A 6,859-nucleotide genomic window follows, 5' to 3' on the forward strand; every position below is an offset into this window, starting at 1 on the left:
GTCACAGGGTTGGTCCTTCTTGGTCGAGAACGGCTATTTCGCAATTCCCATTCTCGCGCCGAGGACCAGCCCGTCTACTTCAGTCCCGCGTCAGCAACGTCCGTACCCGCAACACCTAGGAGCGACCGCCATACCAACACCGGTCACATATTCAATTGACTAGCAACACGCACTTCGTCTTTTCGGAAACCCAACCTCCACAAAATAAATCTTCTGCGCAAGCTTTTGGCTCGACCACGCAATTCAACAACTGAGAATCGACCATAGCATAATGGCAATTTCGAACAAAAACTCCGATATTTTCCCACCCGAAAATATTCATGTTTCCGCCGCAGTAAAATCGTGCGCTTCCAGCGCATATAACGACTCCGCATCGATTGAAATCGATGCTCGATTCGATCGCTCAGCTACTTCGACAGGACCATCCTGGCAAACCGTCGGCCCCACTCGGGATCGGCGGAAACATGCTGGTCCAGCGGATTGGAGACAATCGCCCCGATCATTCGCAGGTACACGAGAGTGTCTCGCACCATCCACGTCCAATCGTCGTCCCCGAGTCGTGTTCCGTCTGTTGTCGACCAACCCAATGCCGTGAGGCCTTCGATCATCACTTCACTACGTTCGGACTCCGACAAGCCGGCAGCCAACGTAAGGAACAGAATTCGGCCGGCTTCCTGCGCCATCTCACCCTTTCCCAACGGCATGGCCGACACGATGTGACGCCACAGCTCGCCTTCATATGCAAGCACTGACGCGCCGAGTCGAGTCAGAAGCAATGTGCCTCGGAGCTTCCGGACAAATCTCAGTGTCTTTGCGACTTCAACGAGTACTGCTAATTGCGAGTCACTCCCTGCCGTGACACCGATCCAGTCGCTGCCCCAATCGAGTTCGTCTCGGGCGGCCGCAACATGGTCCGAAGGAAGTGCCCCGGACGCCGTCAAAACAATCCCACCACCTCGCGCGGAGTTCAGCAGCCACAGCAGTTGGCAGGTTGCTCCCTCACGCATCACCTCGAAATAGTTGTCATATCCGCCACGAAGCTCCGATTTGGCAACTGCGGCAAACAGTTTCGGCGCGGAATGAACCGACAGGCGGCGCAAGAAATTCTCGAACAGCGAGCTTTCCACGGGCGGTGATTTATGCAATGCCACTGCAATGGTGACTGCTGCATTGGACTCTGCGGGAACAAAACGTTCGGGATCGAACAGTCCGGTACTCGCCTGCACGTTCAGGAACTCGCGATACCCGATCGGACCGCCAGAATCCTCCGGCGGGCACGCTCTCTCGCCGTCGAGACAGGATGGCTCAGAAATCGGCTGGTCTTCGACAATCTGCTCGAGAACCAACGTGTGACTCCACCTTGCGCGGGCGTTGTACTCATAACGGACGTACTCCCCGACCGCGGTAACTGCCTCGTCGATCCGGACTTCGTCCTCACCAAACTCGTCTTCCTGGTATCCGTCGCGCTCGATCACCTCTGGCGCGATATACCGATCTGGGCCATTGTCCGTTGAATGATGGACACTCACCCACTGATGAGCGTGTTGATCTCCCCACCCCATCACCGCCTGCACAATCGAATGAAGTTGGTCCAGTTCGATATTCGACGGGACCGAAAACCGTCTCCAAATAGGCGGCGTGATGCAATCGAGTTCGATCCGCATGACAAAGTTCGCCACCTCCGGCCGTCGACGCTGATTCCGCATCTGCCTCGGCTTAAGGACCTTCATCTGGCTTTGCGCCGCTTGATATGCAGGTACCAAACGCAGATGTGAAGCTCGCCGAACTCGCTGACCCGTCATGTATGGAGGCTAGATCTACCTACCGACAGCCGAGATACTCACTGCCACAAGGTTGCCCGATTTGTCGGGGCTCGCATCTTGTCGCTGGTCGGCTGTCAAGTCCAGATCAACACGGACCTACCCAGGCATCTTTGATCATCCACTGCGCGGACAATAGTGTGCGCCGATTACCGTAGACCTGACAGCTACCGCACGAAAACAGTGCCCAGCGCCTGCTCGGACTGGCACAGAACATGAGGATCCATGAGCGACCAAGACACGACCGCCGACCAGCCCCTCCACATCAACGGCGCAATTGCCTTGGTGACGGACGAGCGCGACGAGTTGGTTCACCTGTGCGTCCAGACCCTCGCCGAACTGCTGGGCAGTGAGCCTGCCACCGATGACGACGGCGACATTGTCGTGCCGGTTCACGGATTTGTCGTCTACGTGACCGTCGCCGACGACGGACCCCAGATCAACGTTTGGTCTTCGGTTCTGACCGGCCTCGGCAATCCCTCGCATGCTGCGACTCGACTCATCGAACTCGCGCAGGAATGGCCGCGCCTCCGCTTCGCCTTCAGCGGCGACCACCTACTGGTCTCCACGATGCTCGACGCCGATCCCTTCGCTCCGCAGCATCTGCTGAACCTGATCGACGAGGTTCACGACTTCACTCACGAACTCGACGACGATTTTGCTGAATCCTTCGGCGGAGACCTCGACTGCGACGCCGATGACGACAGCTACGCCGGAGACTGCAATCCCGGCGGTTGCGGCGGAGACTGTGACTGTGCGTGCGGCGATGAAGCAGACGCCGTCGACGGCGAGCTCGCCATCAGGGCAGTCACCTCGACGCCCGGCAAGTAGCGCAACTGCGATTCCGCATCGAAGTACATGCGGCCAGAGGTTTCTGTTGCGCGCGTATACATCTGCAAATTCAGGGCTACCGGACGACGGGCGGATCATCGCCCACGAACCTGCAGCTGTCCTACGGCGGTCGCAAATCAAAACGTGCCCGCGCCGAACTCAGCGGCAATAGGGCACATTTGCGCCTATGCCACCTAATGAGAAGTCTGTCGGCACTCTAAGCCATTCTCGGAGAGAAGAATCCCACCGTCGGGTCGTCGAATGTTCCTACAACAAGGCCACGGTCCAAGAAGCGATTGAACTCCTCGCAGCTGGTTTCGGGCAACAGAGCGCATCCGTGACAGGCTGCGAGGTTGCATGATTCAGGTCCTTGCCCGTGTTTACCGAGTTCCATGCAAACGGGATCGGTGGAGCACCAGCGAGCTTTGTCGATTGACGCCTTGAATATTGGTCCCAGATTCTCAGGGCGAGCCATGCGAACGAGTCCTCCCATTGTGCCTTCCGAATCGCCGGCTGCGGTATAGATCAGCACACCGGACATTTCGCGGCCCGGCTCTGCGGAAACGTAAAGTCGCTCGCGTAGCGCTGCGGAACTGTATCCGCAGGTGTAGATGAGTTCGTTGATGAGAAGGTGCGCCATCGTATGCAGGAGAATGAGGCGTGGGTTCAGGTTTCGCACCTCGCCGGCTTGGCCGTGCCGGGATGCGGAAAAGTTTGCGCCTATGAGTGCTGCGCGTTCTTGTACTTTTTCGCGACCTTCCCACGCCGATAGCGCTTGGGCGTTGAGCTCGATGTAAAGACCTTCACCTTTGACTACGTATGCCGGAAGCCACTCGTGTTGGCTTGAAATTGGTTTTCGGCGCAACATCTCCTTGCCTTCACTAAGTTTTAGCAGGCCGTCTCTCACACGGGTGAAGCCGCGTAGAGCGCGAGTTTCACGAAGGACTTCCACGCGGCGAACCCGATCCACCATCCCGGCCAGGTCGGCTGGAATCCCTGGATCTGTCGCGGTCAAATCGGGATGGGATGGTGTTTCGCGGAGCAACTGATACTCGGGGTAGCGCCAGGTTACCGTCGAAGTCAGGGTGTCGACTTCGACTGACGTGTCACTCTTCGCATCCTCACTGCCGAAGAGTTCGTCAAGGCCAGCCGCGAGTTCGTCGTCGGTGAAGTGCTTGAGCAACTCAAGCGAGATTTTTGCCCTCAGTATCTCGACCGTCACCTGCCCGATCAGTTCGTGTATCAGGTGAATCCTGGGCTCGATATCCGGGCGCCTGAAAAATTCCAGGACTTCGGAGCTGGCGCCTCCCTCGTGACGTGGCAGGAAGATGGAGGATTCGACCTTCGGGAAGTAGACATTTCCGGCTGCCCGAAGCGCTCCGCGCAGCGGAAATCCGCACCCGCTTCCTGTGTCGGCCACCCATGGGCGGCTACCGCTGCAATTGAATTGCTCGCCGCTGGCGAGTTGATCGGAGAGCACTGTGCTTTCTTCGCCGCTACGACTTGTAGAAGTTTGGGTGATTCCCTCGAGCGAGCGTTGTGCCTTGCATCCGTCGCACTTCACAAGCTGTCCGCCTAGGGTCCCACCTCCCTGCGATACCAATCGCAGAGTTCCCTGACATCCTGGTGAGAGTGATCGGTGTACCCATTCGCTGAACGGGAAGTCGTCTAGATGCCCCTGCTCGCAGATGACGATGAACGGCACCTGGGACATGACAGGTTTCCGTTTTTCCCCGTGCGACTCGTCGGAGCAGGTGACGAGCTGGGACATGCTCGGCTTCGTTCGGTGTAGCCGCTTGCAGTAGATGCAAAAGCACCAGCACGGAAATCTTAAAACCGGTACTGAAAGATTGAGGTTGCGTTGGCCAGTGTCGCGGCGGAGGCGCCGGTAGTCCGGAGGCAATCGCAAGGCACCGACTTTGAGTCGCTCCTGAAGTCGCCATTCCGGTACCAGAAACTCGTCTGGGTACAGATTGTCGAGGTCACCTGATTCGAACCAGTGATCGAGGCCAGCAGTGATGACTGAGCTCCCATTCACAAGAATGCTCAGTGCTCCCACTCCGAACGGGCTGACCAGCTGTGATCTACGCATGTTTCCCGTGCTCACTGAGCCTCCTTGGGCTGACTGACTGCGTCGATGGCGTAAGCATCGGTAATCCGTAGCTGACACTCGGCATCAACATTGCGCATGCTTGTTGGGGTGTCCCAAATCGTCGGCACTTTCGCGCCTGGCTCTTGCGCCGATCCCGCATAGCGCATCAGGCCCTGTAGCGGATCCCCACCGTCTACGTTGGCATTCCATTTCGTGCGCTCTCCGCGGCTCCATTCCTTGGCGCGCCGGGCGATCACCGAGTCAAGAGTGTCCAACTCGGCAGGATCGACTTGGGCGGCCCGAGCACGCACGAGTCCGGTTGCAATGGCAAAACTTTCACTCGGAAAGGGGTCAGGGCCAAGTTTCGATTCGGCGGTCTGACGGATATGAGCGACTGTGGCACCGTGCAAGCCGCGGAAGAGTACGGGCAACGCGAACGGCGTTACGCTCGTCGGCTCTACTTGTGCGTAGAGCCGCTGGTGGTAGCTACGAAATCGCTCGTAGTGACTGCGGTCCCGGGGCTTTGCCGCGCCATAGATTGTGATGACCAATCCCGGCCGCGTGTCCCAGCGGCGTCCCACTCGACCGCTGACCTGGATGTATTGAGCGGTAGTTTTCGGTTGCCCGATTATCGTCATCAGACCAAGCCTGTTGATGTCGACGCCGACTTCGATGATGCTCGATGCCAGACAAACATCGACGCAGCCGTCCTCGCCGTACTTCTGTTGTAGCTGTTCAATGGCTTTGGGAATTTCGTCGCTCCGGCGACGACTGGTGAGTTCCATGGTGATTCGTGGCCAACGGAAATTCTCCGGAGAGATTCCGTCACGTTTTCGGATGCCGGTCAGGTAGTCCGGTATGTCGGACTGCAAGAGCGAGACAGTGTTTCCGAGTTCTCGGAGGCTGTTGAGGAAGTTGAGGTTCGTCCAATAGCCATCACGGTCCGCTTCCGGGATCTGCATCGCACCCTGGAGCGTCGCGGCAGCGACGCGGACCTGAACGGTTTGAATCGAACCCAACGACGAACTCATGACTCCGAGATAACGGCGCCCCGGGGCCAATGTGCCGTCGAGGAGTTTCGCGGGTGCAGAGAAGAAGGACTGCCCCTCCTCAAGGCCATGTGGTGGGAATAGCTTCACCTTCGACCGACCGTAGAGATGAAGTACTTGTTTCCCGTAGCTGCGAATCGTCGCGGTTGAGGCGATGATTTTGGGTCGAATTGGGACTGGCCCGCGATGGTCAGTGCAGAGGTCTTCGATGATGGGTTCGTAGAGACCGACCATAGATCCGAGTGGGCCGGATATGAGATGCAGTTCGTCTTGGATGATGAGGCCGGGTGGAGAGACCTCACGGGTACCGTCCGGGCCCAGCCCGAACAGGCTGCGGGCGTTCGTCTGCCATGCGAGCATTGCAAACTTGTCGACGGTTCCGATGATCAGTGTCGGACGGCTGTCGTAAATTCCGTCATCGACAACGTGAATCGGCAAACCCTCACGCTCGTGACGGAGACCGAACCGGCACTTGATGTCAGGACAGACGAAGCGGATCTTCGACTTGGTTACTGCCATATATCCGACTGCTTCCTGACCCCCTTTCGCTCCTTTGGGGATCGGGCCCATCTGCGTACCGCACCATGGACACCGAAGCAGCAAGAACGGGTTGTTCTCACGACTGTCCTTGAGCTTACTGAGGGCCCGATTAGCCGCCGTCCAGGTATTAGGGGTAGTTGTACCACCCAGCCAGATTCCGATACTGAAGCGATCGTCACCGAGATCTGTTTCCCGCGAACGGATGTCATCCATCACGCAGAGCAGCGAAGCTGCCCGCAAGAACTGTTGCGCGGTCAGCAGTCGAAGCGTGTAACGCATGAGGACGTCGGTACCGGCGTCGGAGGGATCGCGAAGTCGCCGGGCAAACATGCTGATCGCCGCTGCACCGAGGTAGGCCTCGGTTTTGCCGCCGCCGGTGGGGAAGAAGATGAGGTCGACCAACTCGCGATCGGTGCTCGACGGTTCAAAAACATCGGGCAGACTGGCTAGTTGTATGAGGAACGGACGTTAGTTACGCGGTGCCGGCGGTAAGCGGCGGGCGGTCGTCCTCCGCGTGTTGAATGCGG

Annotated in this window: 4 protein-coding genes; 1 reads left to right on the forward strand and 3 read right to left on the reverse strand. The window is 58.1% G+C overall.

Going from position 1 to position 6,859, the window contains the following annotated elements; translation table 11 throughout:
- Nucleotides 1–407 precede the first annotated feature (407 nt).
- A complete protein-coding gene (locus ASU23_RS02310) occupies nt 408–1,706 on the reverse strand; it encodes a plasmid pRiA4b ORF-3 family protein (protein ID WP_314732977.1) in 1,299 nt (432 codons plus the stop codon).
- Nucleotides 1,707–2,045: 339 nt separating this feature from the next.
- Here ASU23_RS02310 and ASU23_RS02315 point away from each other — a divergent pair, with 339 nt between their 5' ends.
- Nucleotides 2,046–2,651 (forward strand): hypothetical protein, encoded by a 606-nt coding sequence (locus ASU23_RS02315; RefSeq protein WP_058037076.1) that lies wholly within the window; start codon nt 2,046–2,048, stop codon nt 2,649–2,651.
- Between the two features lie 217 nt (nt 2,652–2,868).
- Here the strand turns inward: ASU23_RS02315 and drmB are convergent, their stop codons facing one another.
- Together drmB and ASU23_RS02325 are read right to left on the reverse strand one after the other, a co-directional pair.
- Nucleotides 2,869–4,758 (reverse strand): DUF1998 domain-containing protein, encoded by a 1,890-nt coding sequence (gene drmB, locus ASU23_RS02320; RefSeq protein ID WP_082661287.1) that lies wholly within the window; start codon nt 4,756–4,758, stop codon nt 2,869–2,871.
- A complete protein-coding gene (locus ASU23_RS02325) occupies nt 4,755–6,545 on the reverse strand; it encodes a helicase-related protein (RefSeq protein ID WP_253741131.1) in 1,791 nt (596 codons plus the stop codon). The genes drmB and ASU23_RS02325 overlap by 4 nt, the downstream gene beginning before the upstream one ends.
- Nucleotides 6,546–6,859 lie beyond the last annotated feature (314 nt).

Origin of the sequence: Rhodococcus sp. KB6 (genome assembly GCF_001445685.1) — a bacterium.
Classification (GTDB): Bacteria; Actinomycetota; Actinomycetes; order Mycobacteriales; family Mycobacteriaceae; genus Rhodococcus_F; species Rhodococcus_F qingshengii.